At 69.6% G+C, this 18,760-nt stretch carries 15 protein-coding genes; 6 read left to right on the plus strand and 9 right to left on the minus strand.

Annotated elements, in window-relative coordinates:
* Positions 1-242: 242 nt before the first annotated feature.
* Positions 243-1,319: a LacI family DNA-binding transcriptional regulator gene (locus OG534_RS04105; protein ID WP_442807032.1), complete on the plus strand. Its 1,077-nt coding sequence runs from the start codon at positions 243-245 to the stop codon at positions 1,317-1,319.
* A gap of 143 nt (positions 1,320-1,462) precedes the next feature.
* Here OG534_RS04105 and OG534_RS04110 read toward each other — a convergent pair whose 3' ends face one another.
* The 5 genes from OG534_RS04110 to OG534_RS04130 form a co-directional block, all read right to left on the minus strand.
* A complete protein-coding gene (locus OG534_RS04110; RefSeq protein WP_326586693.1) occupies positions 1,463-2,587 on the minus strand; it encodes an aldose epimerase family protein in 1,125 nt (374 codons plus the stop codon).
* A 122-nt stretch (positions 2,588-2,709) separates the two neighbouring features.
* Positions 2,710-3,732: a galactofuranose ABC transporter, permease protein YjfF gene (yjfF, locus tag OG534_RS04115; protein ID WP_326586694.1), complete on the minus strand. Its 1,023-nt coding sequence runs from the start codon at positions 3,730-3,732 to the stop codon at positions 2,710-2,712.
* On the minus strand, positions 3,729-4,829 hold the full coding sequence (locus tag OG534_RS04120; RefSeq protein WP_326586695.1) for an ABC transporter permease: 1,101 nt from the start codon (positions 4,827-4,829) through the stop codon (positions 3,729-3,731). Before OG534_RS04120 ends, yjfF begins: the two co-directional genes overlap by 4 nt.
* A complete protein-coding gene (locus tag OG534_RS04125) occupies positions 4,826-6,385 on the minus strand; it encodes a sugar ABC transporter ATP-binding protein (RefSeq protein WP_326586696.1) in 1,560 nt (519 codons plus the stop codon). The genes OG534_RS04120 and OG534_RS04125 overlap by 4 nt, the downstream gene beginning before the upstream one ends.
* A gap of 94 nt (positions 6,386-6,479) precedes the next feature.
* Entirely contained in the window at positions 6,480-7,478 is a 999-nt protein-coding gene (locus OG534_RS04130) for an ABC transporter substrate-binding protein (protein WP_326586697.1), read from the minus strand.
* Positions 7,479-7,972: 494 nt separating this feature from the next.
* Here OG534_RS04130 and araB point away from each other — a divergent pair, with 494 nt between their 5' ends.
* Complete coding sequence (gene araB / locus OG534_RS04135) at positions 7,973-9,667, plus strand: ribulokinase (RefSeq protein ID WP_326586698.1); 1,695 nt, start codon at positions 7,973-7,975, stop codon at positions 9,665-9,667.
* An 83-nt stretch (positions 9,668-9,750) separates the two neighbouring features.
* Entirely contained in the window at positions 9,751-11,262 is a 1,512-nt protein-coding gene (araA, locus tag OG534_RS04140) for an L-arabinose isomerase (RefSeq protein ID WP_326586699.1), read from the plus strand.
* Between the two features lie 82 nt (positions 11,263-11,344).
* Here araA and OG534_RS04145 read toward each other — a convergent pair whose 3' ends face one another.
* The 3 genes from OG534_RS04145 to OG534_RS04155 form a co-directional block, all read right to left on the minus strand.
* Positions 11,345-11,557 (minus strand): hypothetical protein, encoded by a 213-nt coding sequence (locus tag OG534_RS04145; RefSeq protein ID WP_326586700.1) that lies wholly within the window; start codon positions 11,555-11,557, stop codon positions 11,345-11,347.
* The gene (locus OG534_RS04150) at positions 11,503-12,240 is read right to left on the minus strand and encodes a recombinase family protein (RefSeq protein ID WP_326586701.1); all 738 of its coding nucleotides are present in this window, start codon (positions 12,238-12,240) and stop codon (positions 11,503-11,505) included. Before OG534_RS04150 ends, OG534_RS04145 begins: the two co-directional genes overlap by 55 nt.
* Before the next feature lie 73 nt (positions 12,241-12,313).
* The gene (locus OG534_RS04155; protein WP_326586702.1) at positions 12,314-13,120 is read right to left on the minus strand and encodes an alpha/beta fold hydrolase; all 807 of its coding nucleotides are present in this window, start codon (positions 13,118-13,120) and stop codon (positions 12,314-12,316) included.
* Positions 13,121-13,252: 132 nt separating this feature from the next.
* Between OG534_RS04155 and OG534_RS04160 the strand changes: the two genes are divergently transcribed.
* Both OG534_RS04160 and OG534_RS04165 read left to right on the plus strand, forming a co-directional pair.
* Complete coding sequence (locus OG534_RS04160) at positions 13,253-13,828, plus strand: PadR family transcriptional regulator (RefSeq protein WP_326586703.1); 576 nt, start codon at positions 13,253-13,255, stop codon at positions 13,826-13,828.
* A 2-nt stretch (positions 13,829-13,830) separates the two neighbouring features.
* Positions 13,831-14,811: an NADPH:quinone reductase gene (locus tag OG534_RS04165; RefSeq protein WP_326586704.1), complete on the plus strand. Its 981-nt coding sequence runs from the start codon at positions 13,831-13,833 to the stop codon at positions 14,809-14,811.
* Positions 14,812-15,129: 318 nt separating this feature from the next.
* On the opposite strand, the gene OG534_RS04170 is transcribed toward OG534_RS04165, so the two are convergent.
* The gene (locus OG534_RS04170) at positions 15,130-16,560 is read right to left on the minus strand and encodes a non-reducing end alpha-L-arabinofuranosidase family hydrolase (protein ID WP_326586705.1); all 1,431 of its coding nucleotides are present in this window, start codon (positions 16,558-16,560) and stop codon (positions 15,130-15,132) included.
* A 1,084-nt stretch (positions 16,561-17,644) separates the two neighbouring features.
* Between OG534_RS04170 and chvE the strand changes: the two genes are divergently transcribed.
* Complete coding sequence (chvE, locus tag OG534_RS04175; RefSeq protein ID WP_326586706.1) at positions 17,645-18,739, plus strand: multiple monosaccharide ABC transporter substrate-binding protein; 1,095 nt, start codon at positions 17,645-17,647, stop codon at positions 18,737-18,739.
* The last annotated feature ends 21 nt before the right edge of the window (positions 18,740-18,760 follow it).

Raw genomic sequence — 18,760 nt, forward strand, 5'->3', positions numbered from 1 at the left:
TGGGCTGGACTCATCGGGGGGCCGCTCCAGACATCGCAGCTGGCCTGCCTCAGCCGCCCCGATCAGATTGTGAACGCTAACAACCAGCAATCTCAAGAGGTACGAGAAGATTGCTGCCCACAACATGCGATCAACGCTGCATAATGTGAACGCCAACATCCATACCTGGTCGACAATCTTCCGGTCGGTCCGAGATGTGTGCGGACCGCGGCTGGTTCGATACCTTGAGGAAAGGCCGCTCGATGAGGAAAGGAAGAGAGTTGACCCAGCTCCCAGACGTCTCGCGAGCGCCCACGATGACGGACGTCGCGCGCGTCGCCGGCGTGTCCCATCAGACCGTTTCACGGGTGCTCAGCGACCACCCGAACGTCAGCGCCAAGACTCGGGCCGCGGTGACACAGGTCATCGAGCAGCTGGGGTACCGCCGCAACTCGGCGGCCCGGGCTCTGGCCACCCGCCGAACCCACACGCTGGGCGTCATCGCGGTGAACACCACTCTGCACGGGCCCGCCAGCACCGTGGCGGGAGTGCAGGAGGCCGCTCGGGACCGCGGCTACCTGACGTCCGCCGTCACGCTTCGCACCGCCACGCAAACGGCCCTCGCCGAAGCCATGCAGCACCTCGCCGGGTGGGGCGTGGAGGGGATCGTCGCCGTCACTCCGCAACGCGCCGCGGTGCGCGCCCTGGCCGCACTGGAAGCACCGTGCCCCGTGGTCACCGTGGAAGGCGGCCACACCCTCGACCTGCCGGGGGTGTCGCTGGACCAGAACCTCGGCGCCCGCATGATCACGGAGCACCTTCTCGCGTCGGGCCACGCCACCGTGTGGCATGTGGCGGGGCCCCCCGACTGGCTCGAGAGCGAGGCCCGCACACAGGGGTGGGAGGACGCGCTGCGCGATGCCGGCGCCGAGGTGCCGCCCGTGCTGCGCGGCGATTGGAGTCCGCTGTCGGGATACCAGGCCGGCCAGCAGCTGGCGGGTCGGGTCCTGGCATCACGAGGGCAGGGAGCGGGCCTCACCGCGGTGTTCGTCGCCAACGACCAGATGGCCCTCGGTGTCCTACGGGCCCTGCGGGAAGCGGGCCTGCGCACGCCGGAGGACGTGGCGGTCGCCGGCTTCGACGACATCCCCGAGGCGGAGTTCTTCCCGCCCCCGCTGACGACGATCCGCCAGGACTTCGCCTCGCTCGGCCGCGACAGCATCGGGCTGCTCCTGGACCACATCGAGGGCAGGACCGACGAGTCGACCCACCTGGTGGTGGCGCCCGAGCTCATCGTGCGCGCCAGCACGGCCCGAAGGATCGCTCCACCGGGCGCATGACCCCCACGTGCCCGGCGGTTGACCCCTCTCGGAGGAAGCCGGGCCCCGGGGGCACCTCGTACGGGGGAAGCCTGCGCACGCACCAAATCCGCTGTCCGGTGCCCCCCGGCACCGGACAGCGGCTACGGCCGCCACCGCCCCTCTCAGGCGGCGACCGTGGTGAAACTGTGGATGGTGGTCGACCGGTACAGCTCGCCCGGGCGCAGGACGACCGTCGGGTAGTCGGGGCGGTTCGGGGAGTCCGGGAAGTGCTGGGTCTCCAGCGCGACCCCCGCGTAGGCGTGGTACGGCCTGCCCGCCTTGCCCGTGATGTCACCGGTCAGGCCTTGCGCGGTGTAGACCTGGATGCCCGGTTCCGTGGTGCGCACCTCCATGCTGCGGCCGGATGCGGGGGCGTACAGCACAGCGGCCTTACGAGGACCGGCTCGCCGGGCGCCGTCGAGGACCCAGTTGTGGTCGAAGCCTCCGCCGGCGAGAGCCAGTTGCGCCTCCGTATGGGTCAGGACGTCGGAGAGACGCCGGTGCCGGCGGAGGTCGAACGGGGTGTCGCTGACCGGGCGGTGAGGGCCGTCGGGGATCAACTCGGCGTCGACCGGGGTGTAGAGGGGGGCCGCGACCTGGAGGTGGTGGGCCAGGACGTTGCCGCGCCCCTCCCCTTCGAGGTTCCAGTAGGCGTGGTTGGTGAGGTTGACGATCGTCGGCGCGTCGGCGACCGCCTGGTACGACATCGTCAGGTTGTCGTCGCGGTCCAGCGTGTAGGTGAGGCGCACGTTCAGTGCACCGGGGAATCCCTGGTCACCGTCGGGGCTGTGCAGGAACAGGCGGACACCGGTGCGGTGCGCCGAGTGGAAGGGTTCGCACCGCCACAGGCGCTGGTCGAACCCGTCGGGACCACCGTGCAATGTGTGCCCGGTCTCCTGGGTGGCGAGCTGGTGGGCGACTCCGTCGACGACGAGCCCTCCGCGCGCGATGCGGTTGGCGTAACGGCCCACCGTCGCACCGAAGTAGCGTGCGGAGCCCTCGCAGGCGGCGGGGTCGCGGGGCGCGAGTACCACGTCGGCGGTGTGGCCCCAGCGGTCCGGCAGGATCAGGGAACGGAGCCGGGCGCCACGCGTGTGGACCTCCGCGCGGGCCCGGCCGGGGAAGCCGAACCGCCACCTCTCCCCCGTTCCGCCATCGTCCAGGCGCAGGGGGCGGGCCGTCCGCGGACAGGCGGCCGTCTGTCCGGGCTCGGCGGCCTGGTCGACAGATTCGTATGCGTGTTCCATGGCGGTATTCCCTGGAAGTCGGTCCGCCGGCGGGCGCGCCGGGAGGCAAGCTGTGATCGCGGCGCGCGAACGCGGTGGCGCGGGCTGGTGGGCTGCGGAGCCGGGGTCAGTCGGCGGCAGGGTCAGTCGGCGGCAGGGCGGCGGCCGATCATCAGGCGTTGCAGCACGATGAACACGAGCAGCAGGGCGCCGATGACGATCCGGGTCCACCAGGAGCTGAGCGTGCCCTGGAAGTTGACCACGGTCTGGATCGTGCCGAGGACCAGCACGCCGAGGGCGGTGCCCAGGACGAAGCCGGAGCCTCCGGTCAGCAGCGTGCCGCCGATCACGGTCGCGGCGATCGCGTCGAGTTCCATGCCCATGGCGTGGAGGGCGTAGCCGGAGAGCATGTAGAAGGTCAGCATCAGGCCGCCGAGCGCGGAACAGAGGCCGCTGACGGCGTATACGGCGATCTTGGTGGAGCCCGCCGGAAGACCCATCAGGCGTGCGGAGGACTCGTTGCCGCCCAGCGCGTACACGTTGCGGCCGAAGCGCGTGTGGTGCAGTACGACGAAGGCGATCACCAGTACGGCCAGGGCGATGACCACCGGGATCGAGACGAACAGTCCTCCCGGGCCGTACAGCCGGGTCTGCGCGATTCCCGCCGTGGTGGGGTCGCTGATCGTGATGGATTCGGTGCTGATCGTGTAGCAGAGCCCGCGGGCGAGGAACATGCCGGCCAGGGTGACGATGAACGGCTGGATCTCGAAGGTGTGGATGATCCAGCCCATGAGCGTCCCGCTCGCGGCTCCGACCAGCAGGACCAGTGGAATGACGGTGGCCAGGGGCCAGCCGTGCGACTCGACCAGCCAGGCGGTGAGCATGGTCGACAGGGCCACCATGGAGCCGACGGACAGGTCGATGCCGCCGGTGAGGATGACGAAGGTCGCCCCGACGGCGACGACCAGGAGGAATCCGTTGTCGATCAGCAGGTTCAGTACGACTTGCGCGGAGAGGAAGCCCTCGTAGCGCACCGATCCGACGCCGAACATGACGGCCAGCAGGACGGCCGTGACGATCAGTGGGATACGGGTGCGGGTGCGCGGGGACACGGTCGCGAAGGGGCGGGTGAGGTGCGCGGCGGCGCTCGCGATGCCGGTAGTCATGCGCGTACCTCCTGCTGCTGCGGGGCGGCGCCCGCCGTGGTGTGGGATCGGGGAGTGGTCGTCCTGCGGCGGCGCAGGACCTTGGCCCGGAAGACCGGGGACTGCACGAGGCAGACGACGATGACGACGAAGGCCTTGAAGACGAGGGTGGTCTCGGGTGGGACGCCGAGGGTGTAGACGGTGGTGGACAGGGTCTGGATGATCAGGGCGCCCAGGACGGTGCCGCCGAGGGAGAAGCGTCCTCCGGTCAGGGCGGTCCCTCCGACGACGACGGCGAGGATCGCGTCGAGCTCGATCCACAGTCCGGCGTTGTTGCCGTCGGCGCTGGAGACGTTGGAGCTGATCATCAGCCCGGCGACGGCGGCGCACAGCGCGCTGAAGACGTAGACGAGGGCGAGGAGACCGCCGGCCCGGATGCCGACCAGGCAACTGGCGGCGGGGTTGCCGCCGACGGACTCGATCAGCATGCCGAGTGCGCTGCGGCGGGTGACGAGGGCGGTCAGCGCGACGAGGGCGGCCGCCAGGAGGACGGCGAACGGGAAGGTCAGCCAGTAGCCTCCCCCGATCATTTTGTAGGGGGCGCTGGTCACCGTGACGATCTGGCCGTCCGTGATCAGCTGGGCGACGCCTCGGCCCGCGACCATGAGGATCAGGGTGGCCACGATGGGCTGCACCCCCAGCCCGGACACCAGGAAGCCGTTGGCCAGGCCCAGCACGAGTGCGACGCCGAGTGCGAGGGCTACGGCCGTGAGCATGGTGGCGACACTGCCGGGACGCGCGGCGGTGGAGATGTGCCCGCAGGCGAGGGCGCCGGCGATGGCGACGGTGGAACCCACCGAGAGGTCGATCCCGCGGGTGGCGATGACCAGGGTCATGCCGAGCGCCACCAGGATGAGGGGCGCGCCGAACTGCAGGATGTCGATGAGGCTGCCGTAGAGGTGGCCGTCGCGTACGCGGACGGAGAAGAAGTCATGGTGGAACGCGAGGTTGCCGAGGAGCAGGGCGAGCAGGATGAGCGCGGGCCACAGCAGGCGGTGGCCGGCCAGCCGTCTCCCGATCGCGGCGGCCGCCTCGGACTTGGCGGGCTGGGTGGTCATGAGTCCGTTCCGGTGGCGATGGTCGTGAGGAGGCGTTCGGGCGTGACGGTGTCGTCGTTCGCGAGGGTGGCCACCATGCGGTGGTCCCGGAGCACGGCGATGCGGTGGCTCAGGCGCAGGACCTCTTCGAGTTCCGCCGAGATGAACAGCACGGCGGTGCCTTCGCCCGCCAGGCGGGCCACGAGTTTCTGGATCTCCGCCTTGGCTCCGATGTCGATGCCCCGGGTGGGTTCGTCGAGGATCAGGAGCCGGGGTGCGGTCAGCAGCCAGCGCGCGAGGAGGACCTTCTGCTGGTTGCCTCCGCTGAGGTGGCGCACCTGCGCTTCGGGGTCGGCGGGGCGGATGTCCAGGGATTCGATCCAGTGCCGTGCCAGTTCGTCCTGTTTCGCACGGGCCAGCGGCCTGGTCCAGCCGCGGGCGGCTTGCAACGCGAGGATGATGTTCTCGCGGACCGTGAGCTCGCCCACCAGTCCCTCGGACTTGCGGTTCTCGGAGCAGAACGCGATGCCCCGGGCGATGGCGTGGCGGGGGGTGCGCAGGAGTACCTTCTTGCCCTCGATGCTCACTTCTCCGGCGTCCGCGCTGTCCGCGCCGAACAGGAGGCGCGCCACCTCGGTCCGGCCCGAGCCCAGGAGGCCGGCCAGTCCGATGACCTCGCCGGCGTGGATGTCGAGGTCGTACGGTTCGATCGAGCCCGCACGGGTCAGCTGTCGTGCCTGGAGGAACGGCTCGCCGGCCGCCCGTTCGGCCGCCTCCTCATGGGCACGGCTGGACAGCTGGTCGAGGGTGGCCAGTTCTCCGCCGATCATGCGCTGCACCAGCGTCACCGGGGTGAGTTCACCGATGGGGTACTCGCCTTCCAGGCGCCCGTTGCGCAGGATGGTGACGCGGTCGCAGAGATCGAATACCTGGTCGAGGAAGTGTGTGACGAACAGGATGGCCACACCGCGGTCCCGCAGGCGCCGCACCAGGGTGAAGAGCTGGGCGACCTCCTCGCGATCCAGGCTGGAGGTGGGTTCGTCCAACACGAGCACCTTCGCCGAGACGTCCACCGCCCGGACGATGGCGACCAGTTGCTGCACCGCCAGGGAGTGCGAGTCGAGCAGACTGGTGACGTCCAGGTCGAGGTCCAGTTCCGTCAGCAGCTCTGCCGCCCGCTGCCGCATCGCGGACCAGTGGATGAGGCCGAACCGGCGCGGTTCGCGCCCGATGAGGATGTTCTCGGCGACCGAGATGTTCGGGCAGAGGTTGACCTCCTGGTAGACGGTGCTGATTCCGGCCCGCTGCGCCTGGAGGGGGTCCGTGAACGCGTGGGGCCGGCCGTCCACGAGGATGGTGCCGCCGTCGGCCGAGTGGACGCCGGTGAGCACCTTGATCAAGGTGGACTTCCCGGCGCCGTTCTCGCCCATCAGGGCGTGCACCTCACCGGGGAAGAGCCGCAGGGCGACTCCGTCGAGGGCGAGCACGCCCGGGAACCGCTTGCGGATGTCGTGGGCTTCCAGGACCGGGCGCGGGCCGCCGGCGCCCGTGGGCGGCGGGGTGGACGGCGATGCCATCCGCCCTCCTCTCATGTGTGGGGTGGTGGAGCGGGCTCCGGATGGTGAAGGAGGCACCGGAGCCGGGCCTCCTCCGGCACCGGAACCTGTCGCGTCAGTAGTTCCGGGAGGGCAGGGCGGCCGCGGCCTGGTCCTGCGTGAAGACGCCCTCCTGGGTCTCGACCCGGGTCGGCACGTTTTCCCCCGCCACGACCTTCTTTGCCAGTTCCATCAGCTGGTCGCCGAGCATCGGGTTGCACTCCACCACGACGTTGATCTTGCCCTCGGTCATGGCGACGAAGGCGTCCTTGATTCCGTCCACCGAGATCACCTTGATGTCCGTACCAGGCTTCTTGCCGGACTCCTCGATGGCCTGGATGGCGCCGAGGGCCATGTCGTCGTTGTGGGCGTAGAGGACGTCGATGTCCTTCTGGGACTTAAGGAACGCTTGCATGACCTCCTTGCCCTTGGCGCGGGTGAAGTCGCCCGTCTGCGAGGCAACGATCTTGAACTTGCCGTCGGTGCGGATGGCGTCGGCGAAGCCGGCCTTGCGGTCGTTGGCGGGTGCGGAGCCCGTGGTGCCCTGGAGCTCGACGATGTTGACCGGACCCTGCTCGTTCGCGTACGCGCCGGTCAGCCACTCGCCGGCGGACTTGCCCTCCTTGACGAAGTCCGAGCCCAGGAAGGTCTTGTAGAGGGAGGTGTCCTTCGTGTCCACGGCCCGGTCGGTGAGGATGACCGGGATGCCCGCGTCCTTGGCCTCCTTGAGCACCGTGTCCCAGCCGGACTCCACGACCGGCGAGAAGGCGATCACGTCGACCTTCTGCTGGATGAAGGTGCGGATCGCCTTGATCTGGTTCTCCTGCTTCTGCTGCGCGTCGGAGAACTTGAGTTCGATCCCGGCCTTCTTCGCGGCCTCCTGGACGGACTTGGTGTTGGCGGTACGCCAACCGCTCTCGGCGCCGACCTGGGCGAAGCCCATGGTGATCGTGCCGCCGGAGCCCGTCTTGGCCCCGGAGGCCGGGGCGGAGGCGGGACCCTCGGTCGAGCAGGCGGTCAACGCCGAGGAGGCGAGAAGGGCGGCGGTGAGGACGAGGGCTGCTCTGCGAGCCATGACGGGTGTCCTTTCGGGGGCTACGGATGAGGCTCCGCACGGCCGGTGCCGGGCTGTGCCCGCGGTCAGGGGCGTGGCGGGGCCGGGGGCGGGGTGACAGGAGCGGGATGCTCTTGAGGGGGCGCCGTCGCATTGTGAGCGCTAACAAGCCGGGTTCTCAACCCCTTTGCACGCGTTACCTGTCCGTTACCGCGTCACGTGCGGCGACAAGGCGGACTCCGTCCGTTCGCGCGACCATCGACCCCGCTACTCGAATCGGAGACCTCAACCCGCCTCGAATCAACCAAACATCAAGGCGAGGCCCCGTATACGAAGGCCGCCGGACCAAGGGGGCCTCCCACATGATCCACGCAGACCTCTTGCCTATCGACATTGTTAGCGCTCACACTGCAAGCTCATTGGGTCCACCGCCGACCGCCAGGATGGTCGGGACGGCATCTCCGGCTGCCGGGCCGCGCCGCGTGCCGCCCACGGCTCCTTCGAAAGGCACTCTGTTGACGTCACCCCATCTCCTCGCGCCCACCCCTCCTTCCGAGGAATCGGAGCAGTACACGGTCGGCGTCGACTTCGGCACATTGTCGGGCCGCGCCGTGGTGGTGCGGGTTCGCGACGGTCAGGAACTGGCCGCGGCGGTCCACGCCTACCGACACGGCGTCATCGACCGGTACCTGCCGCAAGGCGGTGCGCCGCTGCCTCCGGACTGGGCCCTGCAACACCCCCAGGACTGGCGGGACGTACTGCGTCACGCCGTCCCGCAGGCCCTGGCGGCGGCCGGGATCGATCCCGCCGCGGTGATCGGCATCGCCACCGACTTCACCGCCTGCACCGTCCTGCCCACGCTGACCGACGGGACTCCCCTCGCCGAGACCGAGCTCGCCGGACGGCCCCACGCGTGGCCCAAGCTGTGGAAGCACCACGCCGCCCAGTCCCACGCCGACCGCATCAACGAACTCGCCCACGCCCGCGGGGAGAAGTGGATCGCCCGCTACGGCGGCCGCATCTCCGCCGAGTGGCAGTTCGCGAAGGCGCTCCAGGTCCTGGAGGAGGATCCGCTCGTCTACGAAAGCTGCGCGCGGTGGATCGAGGCCGCCGACTGGATCGTGTGGCAGCTCACCGGAACCGAGTCCCGCAACGCCTGCACCGCCGGATACAAGGGCATCCACCAGGACGGCGCCTACCCTAGCGAGGAGTACCTGGCCGCGCTGAACCCCCGGTTCGCCGACTTCGCACGCACCCGCCTCGAGTTCCCCCTCTCCGCTCTGGGCTCACGAGTGGGCTCGCTCAGTACGGAGGCGGCAGCGTGGACGGGGCTGCGGCCCGGCATCGCCGTGGCCGCGGGCAACGTCGACGCCCATGTCACCGCGGCGGCGGCCCAGGCCGTCGAGGACGGACAACTGCTCGCCATCATGGGGACCTCCACCTGCCACGTCGTGAACGCCCCCGTCCTGGCCGACGTCCCCGGCATCTGCGGGGTCGTGGCCGGCGGGGTCGTCGAGGGAGCCTACGGCTACGAGGCGGGCCAGAGCGCGGTCGGCGACATCTTCGCCTGGGTGCTGGACCAAGGCGTCCCGTCGGACTACCTCGCCGAGGCCGCCGAGCGCGGCGAGGACCTGCACACCCTGCTGACCCGGAAGGCCGCCGGCCAGCCGGTCGGCGGACACGGACTGGTCGCCCTCGACTGGCTGAACGGCAACCGTTCGGTCCTCGTCGACCACCACCTCTCCGGAGTCATCGTGGGTCTCACCCTCGCGACCCGCCCCGAGGACGTCTACCGCGCACTGCTCGAAGCCACCGCGTTCGGCACCCGCGTCATCGTGGAGACCCTGGAAGCAGGCGGCGTACCAGTCCACGAGTTCATCGTCGCGGGCGGACTGGCCAAGAACGAACTGCTGATGCAGATCTACTCCGACGTGCTGCGCCGCCCCGTCTCCCTCGCCGCGTCCGACCAGGGCCCCGCCCTCGGATCGGCCATCCACGCCGCCGTAGCCGCCGGCGCGCACGCCGACGTACGGACGGCCACCGCCGCCATGGGCCGCCGGCTGCCGGCCGTCTACATGCCCGACGCCCCGCGGGCCGACGCTTACGACGCCCTCTTCGCCGAATACAGGCTCCTGCACGACCACTTCGCCACTGGTGGCCTGCTGCACCGCCTGAGGCACATCCGCGACACGACCCACACCGCGGGCTGACCCCCGCCCCCGCTTTCGTTCACGAATCCCCACCCGCGCGCCGCCCTCACCAGCGCTGCGGGACGTCACCTTCAGGAGTCCATGTGCCCAGCCGAACATTCCCCGCCCAGGAGATCTGGTTCCTCACCGGCAGCCAAGGCCTGTACGGGGAGGAGACGCTGAAGCAGGTCGCCGATCAGTCGCGGCAGATCGCCGCCGCGCTGGCCGACGCCTCCGGCATTCCCGCGCGTGTGGTGTGGAAGCCGGTCCTGACCGACGCCGACGCCATCCGCCGGGTGTGCCTCGACGCGAACGCCGACGACCGGTGCATCGGGCTCATCGCCTGGATGCACACCTTCTCGCCGGCCAAGATGTGGATCGCCGGACTGGACGCGCTGCGCAAGCCCTTGCTGCACCTCCACACCCAGTCGAACGTGGCCCTGCCCTGGGACACCATCGACATGGACTTCATGAACCTCAACCAAGCCGCCCACGGAGACCGCGAGTTCGGGCACATCCAGACCCGTCTCGGCGTACCCCGCAAGACCGTGGCCGGCCACGTCACCGATCCGGTGACGAGCGCACGCGTCGCGGTCTGGGCGCGGGCGGCCGCCGCACGATCCGAACTGGCCACCCTCAAGGTCGCCCGCTTCGGCGACAACATGCGCGACGTGGCCGTCACCGAGGGCGACAAGGTCGAGGCCCAGCTGCGCTTCGGCGTCTCCGTCAACACCTACGGCGTCAACGACCTGGTGGAGGTCGTCGACAGCGCGGACGAGACCGAGGTGGCTTCCCTCGTCGAGGAGTACGCCGACCTGTACGACCTGGCGCCGGAACTGCGACCGGGCGGCGAACGGCACGACGCGCTGCGTTACGCGGCCCGCATCGAAGCCGGCCTGCGCACCTTCCTCGAAACGGGCGGCTTCGGAGCCTTCACCACCAACTTCGAGGACCTGGGCGGACTGCGCCAGCTGCCCGGCCTCGCCGTGCAGCGGCTCATGGCCCAGGGGTACGGCTTCGGAGGAGAGGGCGACTGGAAGACCGCCGTCCTGCTGCGCGCCCTCAAGGTGGCTGCCGCCGGTCTCCCGGGCGGCACCTCCTTCATGGAGGACTACACCTACGACCTGACACCCGGCAACGAGCTCATCCTCGGCGCGCACATGCTGGAAGTCTGCCCCACCATCGCCGCCGCCAGGCCCAGCTGCGAGATCCACCCCCTCGGCATCGGCGGGCGCCAGGACCCGGTGCGCCTGGTGTTCGGCGCGGCCCCCGGACCGGCCGTGGTGGTCGGGCTCGCCGACCTCGGCGACCGCTTCCGCCTGATCGCCAACGACATCGACGTGGTGGCGCCCCCTCACCCGCTGCCCGCCCTGCCCGTCGCCCGCGCGGTCTGGCGGCCCCACCCCGACCTGCGGACCTCCACCGAATCCTGGCTGACGGCCGGAGGACCGCACCACACCGTCCTCAGCACCGCCCTCACCTCCGACCACCTCGACGACCTGGCGGAGATGCTCCGCCTGGAACTCGCCCTCATCGACGAGACCACCACCCCGAGGCAGTTCCGGCGCGATCTGCGCTGGAACCAGGCCTACTACCGGCTGGCACTGGGGCTGTGAACCGCTCGAAGCCCGGGGCGTCCCGCCGTCACGGCCCAGTTCTCGTGTTAGCTGCCGCCAAGTGGCGAGTAACACTGAGTAACTACACGGGGCTGCGGTCGCGCTGCTGAAGAGCGGCGAAGTCGTCGTGCGCCGCCTCGACGGCCTCGGGGTACGCGCGGGTCTTCTCGTGCTCGGCGAGCGCCCGGTAGATGCTGGCCACGGACGGGTGCTCGCCCTTGCGCTTGCCGGTGGGGATGATCAGGTCGGGCTGGATCTGCTCGACGGACTCGCCGAGTGCCTTGCGCCGCAGCACGGGTGCAGCATGTCGTCGGTGATGACCGGGGGCCGGCCGCCGTACTTGCCCTTGCGGGCCGCGGTGTCGAGCCCTTCCAGCGTCGAGTCGCGGATGGCCTCCCGCTCGGTCTCCGCCATCGCCGCGAAGAAGCCGAACAGGAGCTTGCCCGGCCCGGTGGGGTCGTAGATGCCGGGCAGCGGTCCGGCGAGCATCTCCAGCACCAGGCCGTGCTCGGTCAGATGGTCGGCGAGGGCGGTGAGCTCGGCCGCGTCCCGTCCCAGCCTCTTCATCTCGTACACCGTGAACAGGACCCGGCAGTGTGGGGCGTGCGCCTTGATCTCCCGGGCGGTCTTCAGCGCCTCCTCGAAGGCGGGGCGGACCTTGATGCGGGTGCTGATCTTCTCGCTGAAGACCTTGTCCCTGTCGATGCCGTGCTTGGCGAGCGCGTCCAGCTGCGAATCGAGTTCCTGCCCAAGCGTCGAGCAACGGGCGTAGCCGATGCGGATGTCCGCGCTCGGCAGGTCCGGATCGACCGCGGCGGGCACCGGAGCCCCGGGCCGCCACTGCTGGCCGGGTCCACGGTCGGCCGGCGTCTGTACCCGCAGCTCCTTCGCGAGCTTGGGCACCTTGGTGAAGCGGCCGGTGTGGTACGCGCTGGCGACCGCTCCGCTGCGCGAGCGGCACGGCGAGCCGGGAGCCACCTTGCACTTCGGGCACGGATGGCGTTCGACGAGATCGGCTTCCGACCCGGCGGGCGGGGAAGGCTCCGGCCGGTCAGTCAGTCAAGTCGGCGGCGAAGGCGGTGATGGCGTCGGCGAGGGCGTGCGGGCCGGTGAGGAAGGCGTCGTGGGCTTCGCCGGGGATCTCGACGAGGCGGGCGTCGGGCAAGGCCTGGTGCAGGCGGCGGGAGACGTCGGTCAGCCAGCGGGGGCTGAGTTCGCCGATCACAAGGAGGGTCGGGATGTCGAGGGTGGCGAAGCGGGTGAGGTCATCGCCGAAGCTGTCCATCGCGCGCATCTCGCGGGCCCATGTCGGGGTCATGGACGCGCGGATGGCCCAGAACGGGGTCTGGCGGAACTCCTCGATGGCCTCGTCGGGGAGCTTCAGGAAGTTCCGCAGCCCGAGGGTGAGGGCCTGGTCGAGGTCGCCGGCCTGGACGGCCTCCTCGAAGGGGGCGAGAGCGTCGCCGCCGACGGGGCCGCTCAGCGGGATCGGGGGCTCGTAGAGGATGAACGCCGCCGGGGGCTGGTGCAGGGCGTGGGCGAGGGTGACCAGTCCGCCGTAGGAGTGGCCGAGCAGGATCGCGTCAGGGCCGGCGAGGTCGAGAACGGCGGCGATGTCGTCGGCCTCCCGCTGGATGGTGTGCTCGCTGTTGTCGCCGCTGGCGCCCCGGCCGCGGCGGTCGATCGCGTAGGTGGTGAAGTGCGGAGCCAGCAGGTCGGCGAGGAGCTGCCAGTCCTGGGATGCGTTGAGGGCACCCGGGGAGACGACCAAGGGGCGGCCCTGGCCGGTAACCGTGACGGCGATCTCTGTTCCGTCGGTGGAGGTCACGCGGGCCTGGCGGGGGGTAGCGGCAGTCATGATCTTCTTCCTTGTGCGGCCGGGCGGCGGCCCACCCGGGGCGGCCTTGCGGGCGGTACGGAGGAGGCGCCTCCAAATTCACCGTAACATCGAAACGATGTACACATCGTTTCGATGTGAGATCCTGGGGTCATGCTTGAACTCGCCATACTCGGCTTCCTCGCCGAAGGCCCCCTGCCCGGTCACGAGCTGCGCCGCCGCATCACGCACCTGACCGGCTACAGCCGTCCGGTCAGCGACGGCACCCTCTACCCGGCGATCAACCGGCTGACGAAGGCCGGCCTTATCGAACGGCGCCGCGCACCCGAGGCGGGCGGCGGCCGGTACGTGCTGAACCTGACCGCGGCAGGACGCGAGGACATGCTGCGGCGGCTGCGGGAACCGGCCGAGCACGAGATCACCGACTTCTCCCGCTGGTTCGTGATCCTGGCGTTCCTCTCACTGCTGCCCAACAGTGCCGAGCAGCACGCCGTGCTGCGACGCCGCCTGGACTTCCTGGAGGCCCCCGCAGGCTTCTTCTACGACGGTGACACCCCGCTGCGCGCCGAGCAGGTCACCGACCCTTACCGGCGCGGCATGCTGCTCACCGCCCGCGCCACCAGCCGCGCAGAACGCGCCTGGCTCCACGAGATCCTGGACGGCGACGGCAGCCGAGCAGCGGACGAACAGCCCCACCCGCAGACCCACACCCGTGATCGGAAGGACTGAACATGCTTGCGTCCTGGTACGACCAGCAGGGCCCGGCCACCGAAGTGCTCCAGTTCGGTGAGCTGCCCGACCCCACCCCCGGCCCCGGTGAGGTCCGTGTCCGCGTCACCGTCTCCGGCGCCAACCCCGGCGACACCAAGAAGCGGCGGGGCTGGACCGGCTCGGCCATGCCCTATCCGCGGGTGATCCCGCACAGCGACGCCGCCGGCATCATCGACGCCGTGGGCGACGGCGTCGACGCGCGCCGCGTCGGGACGCGCGTGTGGGTGTACGGCGCCCAGTCCTACCGCCCCTTCGGCACCGCCGCCCAGTACACCGTCGTCCCCGGCGACCTCGCCGTCCCCCTGCCCGACCACCTGTCCGACGATCTCGGCGCGAGCCTGGGCATTCCCGGTATCACCGCGCACCGCACTGTCTTCGCCGACGGTCCCGTCGACGGCAAACTGGTGCTGGTCAACGGCGTCCTCGGCGGGGTCGGCTCACTGGCCGCCCAGCTCGCCCGCTGGGGCGGCGCCACGGTCATCGGCACCGTCCGCCGCAGCACCGAACTGAACCGGATCGACCCCGCAGTCGTCTCCCACGCCGTCGCCCTCGACTCAGGCGACCCCGCCGCCGCGATCCGCGCCCACGCACCCGACGGCGTGAACCGGATCATCGAGGTTGCCCTGTCCGACAACGCCGACCTGGACGACGCCGTCGCCGCGAACGGCGCGGTCATCGCCGCGTACGCCACCCGCGACGACCGCACCAAGATCCCGTTCTGGACCCTGCTGTTCAACAACGTCACCCTGCGCCTGCTCGGCAGCGACGACTTCCCCGCCGCGGCCAGGCGCCAGGCCGCCCGCGACCTCACCGCCGCGGCCGCCGTCGGCGCCCTCACCGTCGATGTCGGCGACCGCTTCCCGCTCGCCGACATCGCCAAGGCCCACGACCGCATCGACGCCGGCGGCCGCGGCCGTGTACTGGTCGACATCCCCCAGTAAAGAAACTCCGGCGTGACCTCCGACGTCGACGCCGCCGCCCGCCGCGGCATGGCCTTCGAGCAGCTGGACCAGCTCGCCCTCGAACACCTCCTCGGCGCCCGCTGAGCCGGTGCACCCAAGAGCCGGGCCGTGGCGTTCCACGGCCCGGCTCCGCCGCGCCTTGGCCGCCGGTACAGGATGAGGAACCCCAGCCGATGCGCGGCTGGGGTTCCTCGGTGCGGTGAGTATCGGTCAGCAGGTGGAGTTGCCCACGCCGTAAACCGCTCGTCTACGCGTCGACGGACCGCACCCCATCGCGATCACCGCGGTTCAGGCGGGTCAGCGCTGCAGGGTGAGCAGGCCCGGCCGGTACGGCAGCTTCAGGTATTCGGTGCCCTCCGGTGTGTTGGTGGGGAGGCCCTGGTAGAGGAACTGCAGGTTGCAGGGATCGATGGTCATGGTCTGGTCGGGGTTGTTGCGGACCAGGTCACCGTGGCTGACGCCCTTGGCCCAGGTGGAACCGCTGTTGGCCTGACCCGCGAAGGGGCTGCTCTCGCTGCCGGCCTGGACGGTCCACGGACCGTTCAGGCTGGAGGCGGTGAACGAGCGGAAGTAGCGGTTCGAACCCTGCGCCTCAACGATCATGAGGTACTGGTTCCGGCCCTGGACCTTGTAGACCTCCGGCGCCTCGAACAGAAGGTCCGTCGTGTCGCTCATGACCGTCGTGTACGAGGAGCCGAAGTTGCCCGGGAAGTTCCCGATCGGCATGCTCGCCCGGTAGATCTTGCCGTTGTCGGCGGCGAAGAACAGGTACATGTTCTGGTCATCGGCGATCATGGTCGGGTCGATCGGGGCGTCCCTCCGGTCCCCGGGTCCCACGGGCAGGCTGCCGGTGAACAGCGGCTGCGCGGCGGACCAGCCGTTGGGGTTGGTGGGGTCGCTGGATGTGCGGTAGTAGAGCGGCCACTGACTCCACTGGGACACCATCACCCAGACGTTCTTGGGCGCGAAGTAGAACAGTTCCGGCGCCACCGCGGGCTCGTTCATCCCGGTCTGGGTGGCCGCCCCCATGTCCGACCAGTTCGTGAAGGGACTGAACACCGTCGAGCCCCACGCCGTTCCGCTGGAGGTGGTCCCGTAGACCAGGTGCTTGCCGTTGTACGTGGTGGTGCTGAAGTCCTTCAGCGCGAGCTGCCCGTTCGCCGGCTGCGCCAGCGGAGCCGTCGAGGTCCACCGGTAGGTCGACGGAAGAGCACACGCGTTGCTCGCCCCGGACAGGCCGGTCCACTTCTGGTTGGTGCCACCGTGGCACGACCAGATCTGCACCCCCGTGCCGTTGGCCGTACCCCAGCCCGCGACCTCCAGGCACAGCCCGGACCGCACGCCGACGATCGTGCCGTCGGGGTTCACCCGCCACTGCTGGTTCTCACTGCCGTTGCACGTCCAGATCTGCACCGGGGTCCCGGACGTGGTGGCGCCGCCCCGGACATCCAGGCACTTGTTGCCGTACACGGTCAGCTGGCTGCTGTCCGTCAACGTCCACTGCTGGTTGGTGCCACCGTGACAGTCCCAGATGTGCACGTTTGCGCCGTCGGACTGACTGAAGCCCGCCACATCGAGACAGCGGCCGGAAGCAACACCGCGCAAGTCGCTGGTGGTGGCCGCCTGAGCCGGGCCGGCGACGAGCAGCGCCGCCAACGCGGCCAGGGCGGCAACCGCGGCGGCGAGCACCGCGGACAGGTGTCTGCGGCTGGAACTCTGTCTGCGCATTGAGATCTCCTTTGTGACTGGATGAGCCGTCACGCGGTTCAGGCAGGGGTGACCTGCCCTCGGCACCTGCGGATCGGGCTGGATCGGGCACGGCGCGTCGGAGCGGCGGCAAGGTGTGGCCCCTGAGGTGGTGGGGGACGCCGGAGCATTGTTAGCGCTAACAATTTGCAGTTCGCACATCGGCGTTGGAGGCAGGAGACCAGGGGTCTGAGCGACTGTCAAGATCTTCTGCAAGAATCCGTCGGATCACTGAAGTAGATCAGGACGGTCAACCACACGGGGATTTGATGGAGTTGAGGCCCAGAAGGTCGGCCTCAACCCGTAGCGGCACGGCACTGCCCACCTGAAGTCAAGCGACTGCGCCCGCGCACGATCCCCTCCGCTGGCTCGTCGTCACACTGTTCCCGCAGACGACCTCGCCGAGGTTGCCTTACAAGGCGATCGAGTCGCGAATCCCCATGGGCGGTCGAGTCGTCGCGGGGCTCCGGGCGGCCAAGTTGCCTAAGCCATACCAACTGCAACAGGCAACGAGCCATACCCAGAGCCCCTGGGCTCCGGCGGTCCTACGAATGAGCGGTCCGAACCCGCAGTAAAAACGTAAGACCAGGCAACCAACCCCGGGCGCCCAGGTCGTGTACGCCGCGGTGGCCGAGACCGAGCAGCAAGTACCGTGCCTGGTAGCCGCCTCGGGCCCCGGATCTGTTCTCCACCGCAGCCATGGGACCCTCAGCCGGCTGCTGGATCCGACCGCGACGTGCGGCACGGAACCGACACGCCGGGCGGGGCGGGCCCCGCGAAACCCCGTCACACTCCCGTCCTCGAGCAGACGAACGGCCGACGGTAGGCTGGCGGGCGCCCAGAACCAAGATCCGGTCCACTCGTGGTTGCCCCAACGGCGATCCGAACAGACCCTTGACGGCACACTTGTGAGCGTTAACACTCAGGTATCGCCAGGCCGGAGCCGCCGCGAACCCGGACTTCGCACAGTGCGAGGAGACGACTCCCGGCCGGCCCCGCTCAACCGCTTCCGGCTTCTCCCAACCGGGTCGCACCGTGCCGGTCGCGGAACATCACTGGAGGAACTGTGCGGAAGCTTTCAGCGGGCCTTGTCACCCTGGGTCTGACGCTGTCGCTGGCAGCCTGCGGCCAGAGCGCCAACGGAGCAGGCGAGGGTGGGGCCGGCGGGGAGGCCAAAGGCGGCCTCGTCGGCATCGCGATGCCGACCAAGTCGTCGGAGCGCTGGATCAACGACGGCAACAACATGGTCAAGGAGTTCCAGGCCAAGGGTTACAAGACCGATCTCCAGTACGGCGACAACGTCGTGGAGAACCAGGTCTCCCAGGTGGAGAACATGATCACCAAGGGCGCCAAGCTGCTGGTGATCGCCGCCATCGACGGTTCCTCGCTCACCAACGTGCTGCAGAAGGCCGCCGACGCCCACATCCCCGTCATCTCCTACGACCGGCTGATCCGCGGCACCGGGAACGTCGACTACTACGCGACCTTCGACAACCACAAGGTCGGCGTCCTCCAGGGCAGTTACATCGTCGACAAGCTCGGCCTCAAGGACGGCAAGGGCCCGTTCAACATCGAGCTGTTCGCCGGCTCGCCGGACGACAACAACGCGACGTTCTTCTTCAACGGTGCGATGAGCGTCCTCAAGCCGTACATCGACGACAAGAAGCTGGTCGTGCAGAGCGGCCAGACCTCCTTCAACCAGATCGCCACGCTGCGCTGGGACGGCGGCCTCGCCCAGTCCCGGATGGACAACCTGCTGAGCAAGTCGTACACCGCCGCCCGCGTCGACGCCGTGCTCTCGCCGTACGACGGCATCTCGATCGGCATCATCTCCTCGCTCAAGGGCGTCGGCTACGGTGCCGGCCAGCCCATTCCCGTCGTCACGGGCCAGGACGGCGAGCTGGCCTCGGTGAAGTCGATCATCGCGGGCGAGCAGACCCAGACCGTCTACAAGGACACCCGCCAACTGGCCAAGTCCGCAGTCCAGATGGGCGACGCGCTGCTGACGGGCGGCAAGCCCGAGGTCAACGACACCGGCCAGTACAACAATGGCGTCAAGACCGTACCGGCGCAGCTGCTCCAGCCGGTCAGCGTCGACAAGGAGAACTACCAGAAGGTCCTGGTGGACAGCGGCCAGTACACCGCGGACCAGCTCAAGTAGCCCACGGAGCCCGACCGACGG

Source organism: Streptomyces sp. NBC_01294 (assembly GCF_035917235.1).
GTDB classification, from domain to species: Bacteria; Actinomycetota; Actinomycetes; order Streptomycetales; family Streptomycetaceae; genus Streptomyces; species Streptomyces caledonius.

Bases quoted from the DNA above. Each gene is read 5' to 3' on its own strand.
- OG534_RS04120 (WP_326586695.1), bottom strand. From the start codon at position 4,829: ATGACCACCCAGCCCGCCAAGTCCGAGGCGGCCGCCGCGATCGGGAGA.
- OG534_RS04170 (WP_326586705.1), bottom strand. From the start codon at position 16,560: ATGCGCAGACAGAGTTCCAGCCGCAGACACCTGTCCGCGGTGCTCGCC.
- OG534_RS04105 (WP_442807032.1), top strand. From the start codon at position 243: ATGAGGAAAGGAAGAGAGTTGACCCAGCTCCCAGACGTCTCGCGAGCG.
- OG534_RS04160 (WP_326586703.1), top strand. From the start codon at position 13,253: ATGCTTGAACTCGCCATACTCGGCTTCCTCGCCGAAGGCCCCCTGCCC.
- OG534_RS04125 (WP_326586696.1), bottom strand. From the start codon at position 6,385: ATGGCATCGCCGTCCACCCCGCCGCCCACGGGCGCCGGCGGCCCGCGC.
- OG534_RS04110 (WP_326586693.1), bottom strand. From the start codon at position 2,587: ATGGAACACGCATACGAATCTGTCGACCAGGCCGCCGAGCCCGGACAG.
- OG534_RS04130 (WP_326586697.1), bottom strand. From the start codon at position 7,478: ATGGCTCGCAGAGCAGCCCTCGTCCTCACCGCCGCCCTTCTCGCCTCC.
- OG534_RS04155 (WP_326586702.1), bottom strand. From the start codon at position 13,120: ATGACTGCCGCTACCCCCCGCCAGGCCCGCGTGACCTCCACCGACGGA.
- OG534_RS04165 (WP_326586704.1), top strand. From the start codon at position 13,831: ATGCTTGCGTCCTGGTACGACCAGCAGGGCCCGGCCACCGAAGTGCTC.
- yjfF (WP_326586694.1), bottom strand. From the start codon at position 3,732: ATGACTACCGGCATCGCGAGCGCCGCCGCGCACCTCACCCGCCCCTTC.